Origin of the sequence: [Muricauda] lutisoli (nom. illeg.) (genome assembly GCF_017313105.1) — a bacterium.
GTDB lineage: Bacteria > Bacteroidota > Bacteroidia > Flavobacteriales > Flavobacteriaceae > Flagellimonas > Flagellimonas lutisoli.
Map to the genome: position 1 here is coordinate 491,674 of NZ_JAFLND010000002.1, position 16,730 is coordinate 508,403.

The 16,730-nt window shown below is 41.7% G+C and carries 14 protein-coding genes; 8 read left to right on the forward strand and 6 right to left on the reverse strand.

Annotated elements, in window-relative coordinates; translation table 11 throughout:
* The first annotated feature begins 73 nt into the window (after positions 1-73).
* Positions 74-652, forward strand: coding sequence for a TetR/AcrR family transcriptional regulator (locus tag J0X13_RS09520; RefSeq protein WP_207071206.1), 579 nt, complete (start codon positions 74-76; stop codon positions 650-652).
* Positions 653-709: 57 nt separating this feature from the next.
* Here J0X13_RS09520 and pyk read toward each other — a convergent pair whose 3' ends face one another.
* The 5 genes from pyk to J0X13_RS09545 form a co-directional block, all read right to left on the reverse strand.
* Positions 710-2,152: a pyruvate kinase gene (pyk, locus tag J0X13_RS09525; protein WP_207071207.1), complete on the reverse strand. Its 1,443-nt coding sequence runs from the start codon at positions 2,150-2,152 to the stop codon at positions 710-712.
* 2 nt (positions 2,153-2,154) lie between these two features.
* Positions 2,155-2,625, reverse strand: coding sequence for an IPExxxVDY family protein (locus tag J0X13_RS09530; RefSeq protein ID WP_207071208.1), 471 nt, complete (start codon positions 2,623-2,625; stop codon positions 2,155-2,157).
* Positions 2,626-2,730: 105 nt separating this feature from the next.
* On the reverse strand, positions 2,731-3,468 hold the full coding sequence (rnc, locus tag J0X13_RS09535) for a ribonuclease III (RefSeq protein ID WP_207071209.1): 738 nt from the start codon (positions 3,466-3,468) through the stop codon (positions 2,731-2,733).
* A gap of 9 nt (positions 3,469-3,477) precedes the next feature.
* Positions 3,478-4,728: a beta-ketoacyl-ACP synthase II gene (fabF, locus tag J0X13_RS09540; protein WP_207071210.1), complete on the reverse strand. Its 1,251-nt coding sequence runs from the start codon at positions 4,726-4,728 to the stop codon at positions 3,478-3,480.
* 102 nt (positions 4,729-4,830) lie between these two features.
* The gene (locus J0X13_RS09545; protein WP_009778413.1) at positions 4,831-5,064 is read right to left on the reverse strand and encodes an acyl carrier protein; all 234 of its coding nucleotides are present in this window, start codon (positions 5,062-5,064) and stop codon (positions 4,831-4,833) included.
* Positions 5,065-5,226: 162 nt separating this feature from the next.
* Here J0X13_RS09545 and purN point away from each other — a divergent pair, with 162 nt between their 5' ends.
* From purN to J0X13_RS09565, 4 genes are all read left to right on the forward strand, one after another.
* Positions 5,227-5,790, forward strand: a complete 564-nt coding sequence (gene purN / locus J0X13_RS09550; RefSeq protein ID WP_207071211.1) for a phosphoribosylglycinamide formyltransferase — start codon at positions 5,227-5,229, stop codon at positions 5,788-5,790.
* On the forward strand, positions 5,790-6,425 hold the full coding sequence (locus J0X13_RS09555; RefSeq protein WP_207071212.1) for a ribonuclease H1 domain-containing protein: 636 nt from the start codon (positions 5,790-5,792) through the stop codon (positions 6,423-6,425). Before purN ends, J0X13_RS09555 begins: the two co-directional genes overlap by 1 nt.
* 178 nt (positions 6,426-6,603) lie before the next feature.
* Entirely contained in the window at positions 6,604-7,530 is a 927-nt protein-coding gene (locus J0X13_RS09560; RefSeq protein WP_207071213.1) for a PfkB family carbohydrate kinase, read from the forward strand.
* A gap of 43 nt (positions 7,531-7,573) precedes the next feature.
* A complete protein-coding gene (locus tag J0X13_RS09565; protein WP_207071214.1) occupies positions 7,574-9,472 on the forward strand; it encodes an amidophosphoribosyltransferase in 1,899 nt (632 codons plus the stop codon).
* Positions 9,473-10,133: 661 nt separating this feature from the next.
* On the opposite strand, the gene J0X13_RS09570 is transcribed toward J0X13_RS09565, so the two are convergent.
* Positions 10,134-10,742 (reverse strand): superoxide dismutase, encoded by a 609-nt coding sequence (locus tag J0X13_RS09570; RefSeq protein WP_242535692.1) that lies wholly within the window; start codon positions 10,740-10,742, stop codon positions 10,134-10,136.
* A gap of 119 nt (positions 10,743-10,861) precedes the next feature.
* On the opposite strand from J0X13_RS09570, the gene J0X13_RS09575 reads away from it, so the two are divergent.
* The 3 genes from J0X13_RS09575 (at position 10,862) to J0X13_RS09585 (ending at position 16,674) form a co-directional block, all read left to right on the forward strand.
* Positions 10,862-13,984, forward strand: coding sequence for a UvrD-helicase domain-containing protein (locus J0X13_RS09575; RefSeq protein WP_207071215.1), 3,123 nt, complete (start codon positions 10,862-10,864; stop codon positions 13,982-13,984).
* Between the two features lie 14 nt (positions 13,985-13,998).
* A complete protein-coding gene (gene kbl / locus J0X13_RS09580; RefSeq protein WP_207071216.1) occupies positions 13,999-15,192 on the forward strand; it encodes a glycine C-acetyltransferase in 1,194 nt (397 codons plus the stop codon).
* Between the two features lie 123 nt (positions 15,193-15,315).
* The gene (locus J0X13_RS09585) at positions 15,316-16,674 is read left to right on the forward strand and encodes an OmpA family protein (protein ID WP_207071217.1); all 1,359 of its coding nucleotides are present in this window, start codon (positions 15,316-15,318) and stop codon (positions 16,672-16,674) included.
* Positions 16,675-16,730: the final 56 nt, after the last annotated feature.

Genomic DNA, 16,730 nt, shown 5'->3' on the forward strand with positions numbered 1-16,730 from the left:
ATTGCTCGACCCGATATTTCTTTATTACTTTGTAATACCATCGACCACCATTAACTATATTCTTACTCATTTTATGCAACGAAATGAATTGCACGAGCACATTATATCCTCAGCGGGAAATCTTTTCTATTCCCAAGGATATAATTCAACAGGGGTCAACGAGATCATAAAAAAATGTGATATCGCGAAAGCTACGCTGTACAGCCATTTTAAATCCAAAGAGGACATTTGTGTAGCCTATTTAAATCAGCGGCACAATGTCTTTATGAACAGGCTTAAAACCTACGTTGGCCAAAGACAGAGTGGAAAGAACCAACTGATGGCTATTTTTGATCTTTTGAGGGATATGTACCTCGAGGAAAATTTTCAAGGTTGTTGGGGACTTAAAACCTTGGGGGAATTATCTCCTGAACAAACAACCATTCTTAGCGTAATCCAGCAACAGAAAAAAGAACTGCTCTTATATTTAGGCGAATTAGTCGGGGACAATATTTCCAATTTATCCAAAGCGGAAACGGAAAAAATTTCGGGAGGAATATACCTTTTGTACGAAAGTGCGGTTACCGAAAGTCATCTGTTTAAAAACGACTGGCCCATTTTTATGGCAAGGGGCATTGTTCCTTCTTTATTGTCCGATATGGAACTGAAATAAAAAAGGCACCCATGTTTCAATGGGCACCTTTTGCTGAGTCATTGATTTGAGAGGGCATTAAAAATTACAGCTCTCGATCTCGGTTACCCGTAGGGTGTTCACCATACCTTTTTCTTTGATCGGCATAGCTGCCAAACTCACTAGCATATCCCCTGCTTCCAAAAAGCCTTTTTTGCAGGCGATTTGGTTCACATCTTCAATGGTTTGGTCCGTGGACACATATTTGTCGTAATAGAATGCTTTTACGCCCCAAAGCAAGTTCAACTGGGTCAAGATTCTTTTGTTCGATGTGAACACCAAAATATGTGCTGCCGGTCTCCAAGCTGAAATCTGAAAAGCCGTGTATCCACTATTGGTTAAAGTGGAAATGGCCCTTGCAGAAATTTCATTGGCCATTAATGCAGCATGGTAACAAACCGATTTGGTAATGTATCTTTTGGTCCTGATATGTGGCGGTGTCTGTGGCACTTGAATAAGGCTGGAGCCCTCAACACTTGAAACAATGCTTGACATTTTTTCAATAACCTGTACAGGATAATTACCTACTGATGTTTCGCCGGAAAGCATAACGGCATCAGCGCCGTCCATTACGGAGTTGGCCACATCGTTCACTTCGGCACGAGTAGGTGTTAAACTGGTGATCATGGTCTCCATCATTTGTGTGGCAATGATCACTGGTATTCTTCCTTTTTTGGCGCTTAGCACCAATTTTTTCTGAACCAATGGAACTTCTTGTGCCGGAATCTCAACACCCAAATCACCACGCGCCACCATTAATCCATCGGAAGCCTTTACAATCTCCTCTATATTTTCAAGGGCTTCTGGTTTTTCAATTTTTGAGATCACCGGAATTTTATGCTCGGTATGTTCTTTTATCAGATTGTGAAGATCATACAGGTCTTGTGCATGGCGCACAAAGGACAATGCTATCCAATCCACGTCTTGACCAATGGCGAAAATGGCATCCTTAACGTCTTTCTTCGTAAGGGCAGGCAAAGAAATCTTGGTGTTGGGAAGGTTTACTCCCTTTTTTGATTTAAGCGGACCACCTTGTATTACAGTGGCGACTACCTCATTTTCTCCATTCGTGGACTTTACTTCAAAAATAAGTTTACCATCATCCAATAGAATACGTTCTCCGGCCTTTACATCTTTGGGGAAGCTTTGGTAGTTCATATAAACTCTCTCGGCAGTTCCTTCAAAAGGCTCGCCAGTAACAAAAGTAACTTGATCGCCCGGAGATACTATGGCTTCTCCGCCCATTACCCCGACTCTTAGTTTGGGACCTTGCAAATCGGCAAGTATGGCGGTGTTTATTTCCAACTCTTCGTTAAGTTCCCTTATCATTTTTATCCGCTCGGCAACATCTTCGTAAGACGCATGAGAAAAGTTGATTCTAAAAACATCCACTCCTGCCAGGATCATTTCCTTTAAGGTTTCCTTCTTACTGGTGGCCGGACCCAAGGTTGCTACAATTTTAGTCTTCTTTCTAGTTGGCATTGTTAAAAGATTAAATTTCTTTTTGATTTTAAATTTTGTGTGTCCAATGGATATGCTGTTATCACTTTGGCGATTTGGTTAATGGACTTTATTTTTTGAGCAAACATGGTTTCATCTGCTGCATCCACTTTCAAAAAATAATCCACTTCCTTACGTTCTTTCACCAAATGATCGGTTCTTGTGGAAGTATTGTTCCCAAACAATCCTACTGATGGTACCTCTTCTTCCACTTCGCATTTGTTTGAAATCAGTGTCCAATACACATCGTTTATCTCATCGTCCCAATCGAAAACGGAAAAAGACATATTTTCATCAAGATGAAGGTCTTTTTCCATCCGTTTCAGATACAGTCCACAGCTGGAATTTATGGCATAAGTGATGGCATAATCCTCCAAATTACTGTGAATGGCTATGAGAGAAAAACTATCATCATATAAGTCAGCTGATATCTTGTGCGTTGTTAACATGCCCATAACACGAACGGTAAATATAGGCTTAATCCTAATGAATGCCTAGTTAATACAAAACAATACACTTCTAAAAAAAGCGAAAACGTTTGAGTTTACCATTATTTAAAGTTACTTATTGTCAATCTTGTTCTGCAATGCAAAATAGGCACGTTTGGATGCTTTCTCTTCTGCTTTTTTCTTGGAAGTGGCCCTGGCCTTTGCCAGCATTCTGTCCCCAATAGTCAGTTTTACGGCAAAATGTTTGAGTTCATCATTCCCTGTATCTTCATAGACATTGTAATTGAACGGCTTCTTTTCCTTTTGGCACCATTCAATAACTAAACTCTTGTAACTGATTACTTTACCCTCCAGCTGTTCAATATCTACATAGGGTTCTATTACTCTTTCATCAATAAATTTTTCGCAATAATTGTACCCTCTATCCAAGTAAATCGCCCCTACCAATGCTTCAAAGACATTTCCATAGATGTTTTCTCCAAAATGCTCTTTAGGGATTCTACTTTCAACATATTTCAACAATCCCAGATCTTTTCCTAATTCATTGAGGTGTTTTCTGCTAACGACTTTAGACCTCATTTTGGTCAAATAGCCCTCGTCCCCTTCTGGAACTTCGTTGTACAAATACTTTGATATGATAGTGCCCAACATGGAATCGCCCAAAAACTCCAATCGCTCATAGTTCACCGGGTTTCCTTTTTCGTCCTTTTTGTTCATGGACCGATGAAGGAAAGCGGTTTTATAAATTTCTATGTTCTTGGGTTTAAATCCAAGGATTTTTTTGATACCCAAAAAAAAATCCCCATCCGTGCTCGGATGGGAATTGAATATTTTGGAAGTAAGTTTCATATTATAAAACTACTCTATTTTTTTGAAAAGTACACATGCATTGTGTCCTCCAAAACCAAATGTATTACTCATGGCAACCTTTACCTCACGCTCTTGAGCCTTGTTCAGTGTCAAGTTTAGTGATGGGTCAATTTGCTCGTCGACTACACTATGGTTTATGGTAGGAGGTACCAAACTGTGCTCCATGGCCAAAATAGATGCTATGGCCTCGATGGCTCCTGCGGCACCGAGCAAGTGTCCTGTCATGGACTTGGTGGAGTTAATGTTGATGTCCTTGGCATGGTCCCCAAATACTTTGGAAATAGCTTTGAGCTCAGCTACATCACCAAGTGGTGTAGAGGTTCCGTGCGTATTGATGGCATCAACATCCTCTGGTTTCAATCCTGCATTTTCCAAGCAGTTTTTCATTACTTGAACTACTCCAATACCTTCTGGATGTGGTGCGGTCATGTGGTAAGCATCACTGGATAATCCCCCGCCCACAACTTCGGCATAAATCTTGGCGCCTCTGGCTTTGGCATGTTCATATTCCTCAAGAATCAATGCTCCACCACCTTCACCCAACACAAATCCATCACGTGTTGCATCGAATGGTCTGGAAGCGGTTTCAGGACTTTCATTTCTGGTAGAAAGAGCGTGCATAGCGTTAAATCCTCCCATTCCTGCAATGGTTACGGCCGCCTCACTACCTCCTGTAACGATTACGTCGCAATGTCCCAGCCTAATGTAGTTCAGCGCATCGATCATGGCATTTGCCGAAGATGCACAAGCAGAAACCGTGGTGTAGTTAGGCCCCATAAATCCATGTTTTATGGAAATGTTGCCCGGAGCGATATCGGCAATCATTTTAGGAATAAAGAAAGGATTGAAACGTGGTGTACCATCTCCTTGGGCGTACCCTATCACTTCATTCTGAAAAGTTTCCAATCCGCCTATTCCTGCTCCCCATACAACACCTACCCTAAACTTGTCCACAACGTTCAAGTCTATTCCAGAGTCCGCTATGGCCTCGTCGGAAGACACCAAAGCATATTGGGCAAACTTGTCCAGTTTCCTAGCTTCCTTACGATCAAAAAAATCGGAAGGGTCGTACCCTTTAAGCTCGCAAGCAAACTTCGTTTTAAATTTTTCGGTGTCGAAATAAGTAATGGGGGCAGAACCGCTCTTACCGGTCCGTAGTCCTTCCCAATAAGCTTCCAAATTGTTACCTATAGGCGTTAACGCACCCATCCCGGTAACTACAACTCGCTTTAACTGCATTGAACTATTTTTTTTACCCTTTAGACGTAATTTATAAAAAAAATTATCCATGTGGTAACAACCACATGGATAATTTGTAATCTTTAGCGATATATCATTTAATTACTTAGCTTCTTCGATGTAGCTAATAGCTTGACCTACAGTGGCAATGTTCTCTGCTTGGTCGTCTGGTATTTGGATATCAAATTCTTTCTCAAACTCCATGATAAGTTCAACAGTGTCCAAGGAATCCGCTCCTAAGTCGTTGGTAAAGCTAGCTTCTGCAACTACTTCATTTTCATCTACACCCAGTTTATCAACGATGATAGCCTTTACTCTTGATGCAATGTCTGACATAATTATTGTGGTTTTAAAAATTTAAATCGTTGGCAAAAATATAAAACTTTGGATTAAATACATCATTTGTCGATAAAATGTGATCCAAATTAAACATCTTAAAATACTGTGCCTTACTTTAGCCGACGTAATTTAGTCCAAAATCATATCAATTCCTAACGAATGAAACGAATTGTAATCTTCGCATCGGGCAGTGGGTCCAATGCAGAAAATATTATTTCCTTTTTTCGTGAAAAACAGCAAGCGGAAGTCGTCGCCGTGCTCACCAACAAGAGCTCGGCCAAAGTACTTGAGCGTTGCGACCGTCTTAAAGTACCTGCATTCTATTTCAACAGAACCGCATTCAAAGATTCCAATGCAGTGGTACAGTTTCTTCAGGGGCTACAGACAGATTTAGTAGTGCTAGCGGGCTTTCTATGGAAGATTCCATCCAACCTCATCGAAGCATTTCCTGATAAAATCATCAATATTCATCCTGCCTTGTTGCCCAAATACGGAGGAAAGGGAATGTATGGGGAAAGGGTACATCAAGCCGTAAAAGAAAACGATGAAACCGAAACGGGCATTACCATACATTACGTGAACGAAAATTACGATGAGGGAGCCATAATTTTTCAGGCCAAGGTCCCCTTAGAGCCATCGGACGATGCCGAGGCCATTGCCAAAAAAGTGCATCAATTGGAGTATGAACACTTCCCGATAGTGATAGAAAAACTACTGTCCTAATGTCCAAGAAAAAAAAGTTTTATGTAGTCTGGCAAGGTAAGCATCCCGGTATTTTTGAATCCTGGGCAGATTGCAAGGCCCAAATTGATGGGGTAAAAGGGGCACAATACAAATCGTTCGCCACCTTTGAAGAAGCCAAAAAAGCTTTCAACGGAAATTATTTGGAATATAAAGGAAAATCCAAGGGTAAAAGCGAACTTACTCCAGAAGAACTGTTGAAAATTGGTGAGCCCAACTACAATTCCATTGCCGTGGACGCGGCGTCCAGTGGCAACCCGGGAAAAATGGAATATCGAGGGGTGGATACCAAAAGTAAAAGGATCCTTTTTCATCAAGGCCCGTTCGAACAGGGAACGAGCAATGTCGGTGAGTTTTTGGCACTGGTACACGGCCTTGCTTTCTTAAAACAACAAAAAAGTGACCGGATCATTTATTCCGATTCCAGAATCGCCATTGGGTGGGTGCGAAAGAAAAAATGTGGCACCAAATTGAACAGAACAGCCAAAAACACTCAGCTTTTTGAACTCATCGAACGTGCCGAAGAGTGGCTCAAAAAGAACCGTTTCAGCACTCCCATCGTAAAGTGGGAGACCAAAGCTTGGGGCGAAATTCCTGCCGATTTCGGAAGAAAATAGTTTTAAGAAACTAGATTTGACTATAAGATGCAAGACCCTAAAAAGTGCTCGAAACCGACGTTCAATTCCAGCTTATTCTTGTACTTGAAATAATATTTGCCCTCTCTTTTTCTTAAAACCTATACCAATGATTCCAATATGGCATATCAAACCGTATATTTGCAGCAAAAATTAGGGAATGGGCAAATTACTGATCGTGGGAACCATGGCTTTTGATGCCATTGAAACACCGTTCGGGAAAACAGGAAAAATATTGGGGGGCGCTGGTACCTTTATCGGTTTGGCAGCTTCACAATTCAAAATAGACGCTGCGATTGTTTCCGTAGTGGGAGACGACTTTCCACAATCCTATATGGATATTCTAAAAAACAAGGACATAGACCTTTCGGGAGTTGAAGTAGTGAAAGGCGGAAAGACCTTTTTTTGGGAAGGAAAGTATCATAACGACCTTAATTCAAGGGACACCTTGGCCACGGAACTTAACACCTTGGCCGATTTTAACCCTGTTGTTCCCAACGATTATTCCGATGCGGATATCGTAATGCTCGGCAACCTTCACCCTAACATCCAACTGAGTGTAATTAAGCAGATGGAAAAACGACCAAAACTTATAGTTTTGGATACCATGAACTTTTGGATGGACAATACATGGGATGAATTGATGGCGGTCATTTCCAAAATCGATGTCATTACCATTAACGATGAAGAGGCGCGACAGATGACCGATGAATATTCCTTGGTAAAAGCTGCCGCTAAGATTCAGGAAATGGGCCCGGAATATGTAGTGATCAAAAAAGGGGAGCATGGAGCCCTCTTGTTCCACGACGACAATATTTTCTTTGCCCCTGCCCTGCCCTTGGAAGAGGTTTTTGACCCGACGGGCGCAGGAGATACTTTTGCAGGAGGTTTTGCGGGATATTTGACCGAGGCCGGAAACATTTCTTTTGAAAGCATGAAAAACGCCATTATCCATGGGTCCAATTTGGCATCGTTCTGTGTGGAACGTTTTGGAACCGAACGAATGGTGGATTTAAAAAAGAGCGAGGTCGAGACCCGCTTGGTACAGTTTAAAGAATTGACGCAGTTCAATATTGAATTAACATAAATGTTTGCCCTGGGATTTTCGGGGCTTTTTTATTTGGTTTGTTATGAGTGATCCCATTAAGCACGAATGCGGAATATCGTTGATCCGTTTGCTTAAACCCTTGGAGTACTACAAAGAAAAGTACGGTACCGCTTTTTACGGTGTAAATAAGATGTACCTAATGATGGAGAAACAGCATAACCGCGGACAGGATGGTGCCGGTTTTGCCAGTATAAAAATGGACATGCAGCCCGGTGAACGTTACATGAGCCGTGTACGGTCTGCCCAGCAGCAGCCCATTCAGGATATTTTTGCCCAGATCAACAACCGTATAAACACTGCTTTGGCCGAACATCCAGAGCACGAGAACGATGTGGCCTGGCAAAAAAAGAACATTCCCTACATCGGTGAGCTTTTGATGGGGCACGTTCGCTATGGCACCTTCGGAAAAAACAGTATTGAGAACGTACATCCGTTTTTAAGGCAAAACAATTGGATGCACCGGAACCTTATAGTAGCCGGTAACTTTAACATGACCAATGTTGACGAGCTTTTTGGCAACCTGGTGGAACTGGGGCAGCATCCCAAAGAAAAGGCCGATACCGTTACCGTAATGGAAAAAATCGGTCACTTTCTGGATGATGCCGTGGCCAAGCTTTACAAACAGATCAAAAAAGAAGGGTATACAAAAAGGGAAGCCTCTGCCTTGATCGCGGAACGCCTGAATGTAGCCAAGATTTTGAGAAAGGCCTCTAAAAACTGGGATGGCGGCTATGCCATGAGCGGCCTCATTGGCCATGGTGATGCCTTTGTGATGCGAGATCCTGCAGGGATAAGACCTGCTTATTACTACCAAGATGATGAAGTGGTGGTTGTAGCATCGGAGCGCCCCGTGATCCAAACGGTGTTCAATGTTAATTTTGATGATGTACATGAACTAGACCCTGGACGTGCCATAATCATTAAGAAAAATGGTTCCATGGCCCTAAAAAAAATATTGGAGCCCACGGAACGTAAGGCTTGTTCTTTTGAGCGCATTTATTTCTCCCGTGGTAGTGATAAAGAAATCTATCAGGAAAGAAAAAAATTGGGGAAACTCGTATTTCCTGAAATTTTGAAGTCCATCGACAATGATTTGGAAAACACTGTTTTCTCATATATTCCCAATACCGCGGAAACATCATTCTTTGGAATGGTGAAAGAGGCCCAAAATTACCTCAACAAGAAAAAAGAGGAACAAATTTTGGCTTTGGGCCCTAAAATGACAGCGGAGCAGGTCCATAAAATCTTGAATATTCGTCCACGTATTGAAAAGGTGGCCATTAAGGATGCGAAATTGAGAACCTTTATCACCCAAGATAGCAGTAGGGATGATTTGGTGACCCACGTTTATGATATTTCGTACGGTTCTGTAAAAAGCACGGACAACCTTGTTATTATAGATGACAGTATTGTACGTGGAACAACCTTAAAGCGCAGTATCCTTAAAATATTGGATAGACTGTCTCCCAAGAAAATAGTTGTGGTTTCCTCTGCTCCGCAGATTCGTTACCCCGATTGCTACGGGATAGATATGGCCAAATTGGAAGACTTTGTTGCCTTTAAAGCCGCCAAAGCTTTGCACGAAGACCATGGGACTACGCACTTGATCAAAGAGATCTATGAGAAATGCTTAACCCAGACCGACCCTTCCAACAAAGATGCAGTGAACTATGTAAAGGAGTTTTATGCTCCGTTTTCGGCTAAACAGATTTCGAAAAAAATCGGTGAAATTCTTTGCCCGGAAGGCATGAATGCAGAGGTAGAAATTATCTATCAAAGCATTGAAGGATTGCACAGTGCCTGTCCTAAAAATTTAGGGGATTGGTACTTTACGGGGAATTACCCAACACCGGGCGGGAACAGAATAGTCAACAAAGCATTCGTCAACTTTTTTGAAGGCAAAAACGAAAGGGCTTATTAATCAATAAGATAGAGAAATAGCACAATCTGTGCACTTTATCGATGAAACTAGCAGAACAGCGGGTTTTTATACAATCAGCTACCTGCAATCCTACTTTAGTAACTGCCATAGCATAAGTAGGTTAAGTTCATGGTAAGATTTGGGGCAAAAAAGGTGGAAGCTATTCCACCTTTTTTATTTTCTACACTTTTCCCTAAAACTTAAAAAGTACAGTTTTCTTGATATTTATCAATCTAACGTCCTTGTTGTACACTTTAACCAATTAAAGGGGGTTTCATCTAAAAGCTTATTGACAAAAACAATGCTTGGCTTACATTTGGAGGACCATAGCATAAGTAGGTTAAGTTCATGGTAAGATTTGGGGAAAGAAGGCGGAGCGTGCTCCGCCTTCTTTATATTTGACTACCAAGGTTTTATCCATTTTATCGATGAACTGCACGTTTTCTTTTTCTTCCAAAACGCAAAATATTTTTTAAAACCCTTTGTTATTTCTCACAATACCAGTATTTTAGTCTCGCCATAGCATAAGTAGGTTAAGTTTATGGTAAGATTTGGGACGAAAAGGGTGAGGGCTTCCTCGCCCTTTTCTATTTAAAAAAATTGAAACAAAAAAGCCGTGCACTGAGTGCACGGCTTTTTATATGATGAACAGCCCTAGTTATTATTTGCTAGCTGCATAGTTTTCGGAAACTTTATCCCAGTTGATCACACTAAAAAATTCTGATATATATTCTGGTCTCCTATTTTGATAATGCAAATAGTAAGCGTGCTCCCAAACATCCAATCCTAAAATTGGATATCCACCGCAACCTACTCCTGGCATAATGGGATTATCTTGGTTTGGAGTTGAGCAAATTTCAACCTTTCCTCCTTTGTGAACGCACAACCAGGCCCAACCCGATCCAAATCTAGAACCTGCAGCTGCACTGAATTTTTCTTTAAAAGCGTCGAAAGAACCAAAAGCATCATCGATTGCGGAAGCCAACTCACCAGATGGAGTTCCTCCACCGTTCGGTGACATAACTTCCCAAAAAAGGCTGTGGTTAAAAAATCCTCCACCGTTGTTTCTAACTGCAGTATTGGACATATCCAAATTAGATAGGATATCCACAATTTCTTTACCTGCCAAGTCAGTTCCTTCGATTGCGGCATTCAACTTAGTAGTATAGCCATTGTGGTGCTTGGTATGGTGAATTTCCATAGTCCTTGCATCTATATGAGGTTCCAATGCATCGTATGCATACGGTAATTTAGGTAATTCAAAAGCCATAATATTATTTTTTTAGGTTATTAATCAATTTACGTAAAAATACGAGTTTTAACATTTATATTCCGCTAAAACCATGTTAACATCAGGTAAGGAATCCTTATTTTGCAGGAAAAAGGTTTTTGGAGGGCTCCAATTTTAAAATATACAGTGCATCTGCAGGTTCGGGCAAGACCTATGCCCTTGCCAAAACCTATCTTACCTTATTGCTTTCCCGTGATTCTACGATAAAATTCCGTCAGATTTTGGCCATTACGTTCACCAATAAGGCAGTGGACGAAATGAAGACCCGAATATTGGAAAACCTGTTCGCCTTTGGTCAGGATCAAGTTCCCGAAAAGCAGAAAAGTCTGTTTCAATCCCTTTGCGATGAACTCTCCCTTACCGAAGAGCAATTGCGACAACGGTCACAACTTATTCTAAAGCGAATTCTGCACAACTATTCCTTTTTTGAGATTTCGACCATTGATAAGTTCAACCACAAAATCATTAAAACCTTTGCCCGAGATCTTCACCTATCCCAAAATTTTGAGGTGGAGCTCAATCTCGACCTATTATTGGAAGAAGCCGTGGGAAGATTACTGGAGCGAGCTGGCAACGAGGAAAAGCTCACCGAAGTACTGATTGCCTTTTCGCTCGAAAAAATTGATGATGACAAAAGTTGGAACATTACTTATGATCTTACGGAAATAGGAAAACTCCTGTTCCAAGAAAATCATGCAGAGCACATAAACCCATTGCGAGCAAAATCTATCGGAGATTTTCAGGACATCCAAAAACGGATAGCATCAGAAAGCAAGGCCATTGAGGAAAAAGTTGTACAAATAGCTCAAAATGTGCTTCGGGAAATACAGCAACAAGGGTTTGAGTTTGCCGATTTTCCGAGAAAAACCTTGCCCAATCATTTTAAAAAAATGGTTGATGGGGAGTTCAGCCCGAAAAACCTATATACAAGTAAAACCCTGGAACCCAACCTGGTCGAAGGAAAATTGCTCAAAGCAAGCGACAAAAGAGATGTCTCCCAACTGGCCGTGACCATTTTGGAAAACTATCTATCCATAAAACGACTTGTTTATCGACATAGCTACCTCCAAAATATTTACGGCAACATTGTGCCAATGACGGTCTTGAACGAAATCGCCAAGGAGATCAAGAACATTGAATTGGACAGGGACATTATTCCCATTTCTTCCTTGAATGCGATTCTCTCCAAGGAAATCAAAAATCAACCAGTACCGTTCATTTATGAACGGATGGGCGAAAAATACCGTCACTATTTTATTGATGAGTTCCAGGACACCTCCAAAATGCAATGGCAGAACCTGGTGCCTCTTATTGGAAACGCCCTGGAAAGCGAGGACGAAAAGCATGAGCGTGGTTCCCTTTTTTTGGTAGGTGATGTAAAGCAGGCCATTTATCGCTGGCGAGGTGGACGTGCCGAACAGTTCTTGGACTTGATCAATGGAAAATCGCACCCATTTGTGGTAGAACCGAGCACGTATTCATTGGACACCAACTGGAGGAGCTGTGATGAAATCGTGAACTTCAACAATAGTTTTTTCACGGAAATGGCCCCTGTGCTAGGCAATGAGGATTATCGCAACCTTTTTTTAAAAGATTCCCATCAAAAAACAAACAACAAGCCTGGGGGTTATATTCAAATGTCCTTTTTGGATGCGGATGCAGAAGATAAGGATGACGTCTACTGCGATGAAACCTTGAAAGCAGTTCAGCATATTGTTTCGGAAAACTATGCTTATTCAGATATCTGTGTATTGGTACGGGACAATAAAAAAGGAATGCTGCTGGCGGATTATTTGGCACAGCAGAACATTCCCATCATTTCTTCGGATGCTCTTTTATTGGCAAAGAACGAGAAAGTCATCTTTTTGGTGTCCATCCTCCGGATTTTTGAAAATGTAAAAGACAGGGAAGCAGCATACCATATATTAATGTATCTGTCCCCCGATGAAAATGGCAAGCACAGCTTCATCAACAAACATTTGGATGACATTGAAACTTTCTTGGCCTCGGAATACAACTTCAATATAAATGAACTGAAAGGATCGCCTGTATTGACCATCTTGGAAACCGCCATTGTGCAATTTGAGCTTTATCATGGCTCCGTGGCACACATCTCATTTTTGATGGACGAAGTACTTGATCTCGAAAAAAGGGAAGGACCCAGCGTATATGCCTTTCTTACGTATTGGGAGGTAAAAAAGGAATCCCTTTCCATTGCCGCTCCCGATGGGGTGGATGCCGTAAAAATCATGACCATTCACAAAGCCAAGGGCCTTGAGTTTCCTTTTGTGATTTTCCCTTTTGCCAATGCCGTTCTGGATGACAAACGGAAGAAAAAGAAAGCTTGGGTTCCGGCCACCACCAATGATGAGGCTTTGGGGTTGGATGAGTTTCTGATCAACAACAATAAGGATATGTTGGAATACAACGAAGTGGCCCAACAAAAATATAAAGCCGAAGAGCAAAAAACCTTGTTGGATTCCATGAACGTGCTCTATGTGGCGCTGACCCGCCCCATAAAAGGACTCTTTATAATTACCGAAAAACCCAAGAAAGATATTGCTTCGGTTGAGGCAGCCGCATCCTATTCGGACCTTTTCCAATGGTACGTGCAGCAAAAGAAGGTTTCCGAAAACGAAAGTGGGACTTACACCGTTGGAACTTTTCCATCCAACACGGTATCCCCTTATTCGGAATCATCCCAGAACTACATCCGCTATGTTGCCCGACCCAAAGATGATGAAGGATTTAAGATTTCCACTAAATCCGGCCGCTTGTGGGACGATGAACGGATAGAAGCCATTAAAATGGGAAATGTAATCCACTTTGCTTTGAGCCAAATTGAAACCATAAACGACGTTAATGCCGTTTTGGAACGTTTGGAAATTGAGGGGCATTTTCCACAAGAAGCGGCTAGCGACATCAAACAAAAAATATTGGCCGTTGTGAACCATCCAAAATTGAAGGATTTGTTCTTGGAAGACCTTCAAGTATTGAATGAAAGGGAAATCTTGACCACGGATGGGCATTCCCTTCGTCCCGATAGAATTGTTATCTCGGGGAACGAAGCCACCATCATTGATTACAAAACAGGAAAACCATCGCCCAAGCACAAGGAACAGATTACCAACTATGCCGATATTTTAAGAGATATGGATTTTCAAATCAAACAATCGGTTATTGTTTATATTGACCAGAAAATAGACCCTATTTTTGTATAAAGTTATTTAAAGATATGTACGGAAAAATAAAAGAACATTTGGCCCAAGAACTGGAAGCGATCAAAGAAGCTGGTCTCTTTAAAAAAGAACGAATTATCACCTCCCCACAAGGAGCGGTCATAAAAATCTCCACGGGAGAGGAAGTGATCAATTTTTGTGCCAACAACTATCTGGGATTGTCTTCCCATCCAGATGTGATCCAAGCCGCCAAAGACACTATGGACACGCATGGTTTTGGAATGTCTTCAGTACGCTTTATTTGTGGAACCCAGGACATTCATAAAGAGTTGGAACAGAAAATCGCCGACTTTTATGGAACAGAGGATACCATATTATATGCAGCCGCTTTTGATGCCAACGGAGGAGTATTCGAACCTTTGCTCACCGCAGAAGATGCCATTATCTCCGATTCCTTGAACCATGCCTCTATTATCGACGGCGTTCGTTTGTGCAAGGCAAAGCGCTACAGATATGCCAACAACGATATGGCCGATCTTGAGGAAAAACTAAAACAAAGTAATGCCGATGGCGCACGATTCAAAATAATCGTGACCGATGGTGTGTTCTCCATGGACGGATTGTTGGCTCCTTTGGACAACATATGTGACCTAGCGGATAAATATGATGCCATGGTCATGATCGACGAATGCCACGCCGCCGGTTTTATTGGCGAAACAGGTCGCGGAACATTGGAAGAAAAAGGTGTTATGGACCGAATTGATATTATCACCGGCACATTGGGTAAGGCACTGGGCGGTGCCATGGGCGGTTATACTACAGGTAAAAAGGAAATTATCGAGATGTTGCGCCAACGCTCCAGACCTTATTTGTTCTCCAATTCGTTGGCACCTGCCATCGTTGGAGCATCCATCAAGGTTTTTGACATGCTTGATACGGACACGACTTTAAGGGATAAGTTGGAAAGCAACACGGAATACTTCAAAAAAGGAATGAAAGAAGCTGGCTTTGACATTATTGACGGCGATTCCGCCATAGTGCCAGTAATGCTCTACGATGCGAAGCTTTCACAAAGCATGGCGGATATGCTTTTGGAGGAAGGGATTTATGTGATCGGATTCTTCTATCCGGTAGTTCCAAAGGACAAAGCAAGAATCAGGGTACAGCTTTCAGCAGCCCACGAAAAAGAACATTTAGACCGAGCAATAAAAGCCTTCATTAAAGTAGGAAGATCGTTAAATGTCATCTAAATTCGATGAAATGCAGTAATTCTTCTGGCAAATGAGTCAAAAAAAAAGAAATTTAGATTTTGTTAATAAGTCTTAACAACTTACATTTGCTGCTGATAAACACTTAAACTTAAAATTTTGAGCATGAAACATCTTAGCAAATTATTGGTTGTTGCTCTTGTATTTGTAGGGTTCAACAGCATACAAGCGCAAGACGAAAATAATCCCTGGCAAGTTAGCATTGGGGTGAATGCGATAGACACTTATCCTACTAACGATAGTAACAACCCTCTTTCAAGTACTACATTGTTCGATGAGTACTTTAACGTATCAGATCACTGGAACATTTTGCCTTCTGTATCCTATGTTGGCGTTTCCAAGTACATCGGAGATGGTTTTTCTGTTGGAGCGAGAGGTTCCTTGAACAGAATCGAAAAAATAGGAGATGCATCTGTTGATGATTTGTCTCACTACGCCATTGATGGTACAATTAAGTACAACTTCCTTAAAAACACTACAATCGATCCTTTCGTAGAAGTAGGTGGTGGTTATACTTGGGTAGATGAAATTGGTGCCGGTACCGTAAATGGTGGTGTTGGTGTTAACGTTTGGTTTTCTGACAACCTAGGTTTCACACTTCAAACACAATACAAGCACGCTTTCGAAGATTACTTGGTTAAGCATTTCCAACACATGGCTGGTATCAGCATTAAGTTTGGTGGTACTGACACTGATGGTGACGGTATCTACGACAAAGACGATGCTTGTCCAGAAGTTGCTGGTCTAGAGGCATTCAACGGATGTCCTGATTCTGACGGTGACGGTATCGAAGATGCTAAAGATGCTTGTCCTAACGAAGCTGGTTCTAAAGAAATGAACGGTTGTCCTGATGCTGACGGTGACGGTGTTGCCGATAAAGATGACGCTTGTCCAAGCACTCCAGGTCTTCCTGCTCTAGCTGGTTGTCCTGATGCTGACGGTGACGGTGTTGCTGATAAAGATGATGAGTGTCCTAACGAAGCTGGTCCTGCTGAAAACGACGGATGCCCTTGGCCTGATGGTGATGGCGACGGAGTTCTTGACAAAGACGATCAGTGTCCAGAAATCGCTGGTACTGTTGCTAACAACGGTTGTCCAGAAGTAACTGAAGAAGTTCAAAAACAATTGAACGACTACGCTAGAACTATCTTGTTCGATACTGGTAAGTCTTCTATCAAAGCAGAATCTACTTCTGTAATGGTTGACATCATCCAAATCTTGAACGAGTATCCTAACGCTAAGTTTACTGTTGAAGGTCACACTGACAGCGTAGGTAGCGAAAGCTTGAACCAGAGACTTTCTGAAGAAAGAGCTAACTCTGTTAGAGATTTCTTGATCGACAAAGGAATCGATGCTGATAGACTTTCCGCTATCGGTTACGGCGAGGCTAAGCCAATCGCCACTAACAACACAAGAGCTGGTAGAGCACAAAACAGACGAGTTGAAATCAACTTGATCAAATAATAAAAGAAACAAAGTTTTCTTTAAAAAGGCTCCGCAAATGCGGGGCCTTTTTTATT